The sequence below is a fragment of the Almyronema sp. genome, from assembly GCF_052168255.1.
Classification (GTDB): domain Bacteria; phylum Cyanobacteriota; class Cyanobacteriia; order Phormidesmidales; family Phormidesmidaceae; genus Sphaerothrix; species Sphaerothrix epifaneia.
Window position 1 is genome coordinate 1 of the sequence record NZ_JBQLZL010000026.1, and the last position, 2670, is coordinate 2670.

Consider the following 2670-nt stretch of genomic DNA (forward strand, 5'->3'; position numbering starts at 1 on the left):
TCGGTTCCCCCACCGACACCCAAAACGTCATCGATCGCTTGTATTTACTCGGCTACCGCGATCGCTCAGCCTGGAGCCACCCCGTTGACATCCCTGAAAACGGCGTCCTCATCCGTCCTGACCCTGGCGACATACTGCGCTATAGCCAGCAGCGGCAACGCTAAACCCACCCCAGCCGTTACTCTTCCTCACCCATCTGCCAATCAGCCTCAGCCTCAGCCGCTTTAGGCGCACGATGGGCAGCAATATCATAAACCGGAGCCAACTCAAGCTGATTGGGTGCAACTTTGGGCTTAGTCGGTTGGCGGCGGCGACGGGAAACGTTTTCTTCAGTGGTTTCTTCGGCAATCACCTCATACAGCAACGCCAGCTTCTCGCCTGTGCCTTTACGCAAAACCCGCCCCAGCCGCTGAATATACTCGCGAGTTGAGCCAGACCCTGAGAGCAAAATCGCCACCCTCGCCTCTGGCACGTCTACCCCTTCGTTTAACACATGGGAGACAACCAGCGTTTTATACTCGCCGCTACGAAACTTCTGCAAAACGTCGTGGCGCTCTTTGACCGGGGTTTGGTGGGTAATCGATGGAATCAAAAAATCTTGCGAAATGCGATAAACCGTAGCGTTGTCGTTAGTGAAGATGAGCGTACGCTCTGGATAGTGCTGGGCTAAGAGGTCTTGCAGAATTTTTAGCTTGCCGTCGGTACCCAGGGCGATCGCTTTAGCTTCTCGATGGGCTAACATGGCGCGGCGTCCGGCCTGCGATCGAGCACTAGCTGCCACAAAGCGCTGCCAGCCTTGCGTTGTGCCAAGCCAGAGGTTATTTTCTTGCAAAAAGCGATTACGGCGCTGAATTAAAAAATCGTAGCGATCGCGTTCAGTTTCAGATAGCTTCACCTTAATTTGAATGATTTGATACGGAGCCAGCGCTTGACCAGAGAGTTCTTCAGCCGTTTTGTGGTAAACAACAGGGCCGAGTAGCTGCGTCAGGTCTTCGTGGCGGCCATCAGCGCGATCGGGGGTGGCCGTGAGGCCGAGTCGATAAGGTGCGATCGAAAATTCGGCAATCACCCGGTTAAAGTCGCTGGGCAAGTGGTGGCATTCGTCGCAAATTAACAAAGCATACTGGTTGCCCAGCGTTTCGGCATGGATGGCAGCGCTGTCGTAAGTGGCGACCAAAATCGGGCTGCGATCGCGCGATCCACCCCCCAGCAAGCCCACTTCTACATCTGGGAAAGCGGCTTCTAAGTGGGCATACCACTGGTGCATCAAATCCAGCGTTGGCACGGTGATCAAGGTACTGCGAGGGGTGGCCTGCATTGCCATCTGCGCTAGGTAGGTTTTTCCGGCAGCGGTGGGTAGCACCACAACGCCGCGCCAACCCGACTTTACCCAAGCACTGAGGGCTTCTTGCTGATGGCGGTAGGGTTCCATCGCCAGCTGAGGCTGAAGCTGAAGCGGCTCAAATTTAGAAGATTGGTCTTCAAAAGAAATACCTTCAGCGCGGAGCGCTTCCACCAAAGGCCGATACTGGTTAGCCGGAACCCGAAAACGCTCAATGCGATCGTCCCAAATGGCAAAGTCTACCCAAGCTTTACCCCGTGGGGGAGGATGCAAAATCAACGTTCCCCGGTCAAATTTTAGTGTCGGCGTTCGGGCCATTGCTTACCTATACACCCTGGCCTTATTGTGACACTCTGCTTGCGGTTTATTAGCTTTAGCCCGTAAGCCGCGATCGCCCACCCAACATCTGGCTACCCAATTGCTAGCTAGAAACCCGCTTTGCAACTCTGCCGCTAACGCGCCGACTCAAGCGCTCTGCTGAGCTTAGACTCAGGCTATAGTGAATGCATGTCTCGGCTGCAAAAAGATGGAATATGGTGACGCTACAACTCCGCCAGATTCAAATTTCTCCTGGCCAGCGGTTAGATTTGCAGGATGTTAGCTGGTCTGAGTTTGAGGCGATTTTGCAGGAGCTAGGGGAGGCTCGTAATATTCGCATTGCCTACAGTGATGGAAAGCTCTCAATTATGTCGCCGCTGCCAGAACATGAAAAGGCCAAGGTACTGATTGGCGATCTGGTCAAAATTTTGCTGGAAGAACTTAATAGAGATTGTGAGTCGTTTGGCTCGACGACGTTTAAGCGACAGGATATGGCGAAGGGGGTGGAGCCGGATGATTCTTTCTATATTCAAAACTATGCTCGCATGATTGGTAAGGGGCGGGTTGATCTAACGATTGATCCGCCACCTGATTTGGCGATTGAGGTTGACTTAACTTCTAAAACGCAAACAGAGGCTTATGCGGCGCTGGGGGTACCGGAACTGTGGCGTTATGACAATGGCAGGTTGCAGGTTGAAGTTTTGCGGCAGGGGCAGTATGTAGAAATGGCAGAAAGCCCGACGTTTCTGGGCTGGCCGATCGCGGCGATGGTGACTGATTTTGTGGCGCGATCGGGTGTGGTAGGGCGTAGTCAGGCTGTGCGAGAGTTTCGGGTTTGGGTGAGACGGTTTTTGGCTGGGGCTAGGTAGAAGCAACAGGCAATTCTTTGTAAGGAGAGAACACGAAGAATATACTCTGACAGAGGCAATTTAAGCTGGGAAGCCTCAGCAGAAAGCTCTTTCTCTAGCTCTAAGGGTAAATCCAAAGAGATCGTCATAACACTCAGCTTC

Annotated in this window: 2 protein-coding genes; one reads left to right on the forward strand and one right to left on the reverse strand. The window is 53.1% G+C overall.

The genetic code is table 11. The features are described from left to right. Positions 1-178: 178 nt before the first annotated feature. The gene (locus tag ACTS3T_RS04500; protein WP_377965793.1) at positions 179-1660 is read right to left on the reverse strand and encodes a DEAD/DEAH box helicase; all 1482 of its coding nucleotides are present in this window, start codon (positions 1658-1660) and stop codon (positions 179-181) included. A gap of 215 nt (positions 1661-1875) precedes the next feature. Between ACTS3T_RS04500 and ACTS3T_RS04505 the strand changes: the two genes are divergently transcribed. Then, positions 1876-2529: a Uma2 family endonuclease gene (locus ACTS3T_RS04505; protein WP_377965791.1), complete on the forward strand. Its 654-nt coding sequence runs from the start codon at positions 1876-1878 to the stop codon at positions 2527-2529. Positions 2530-2670 lie beyond the last annotated feature (141 nt).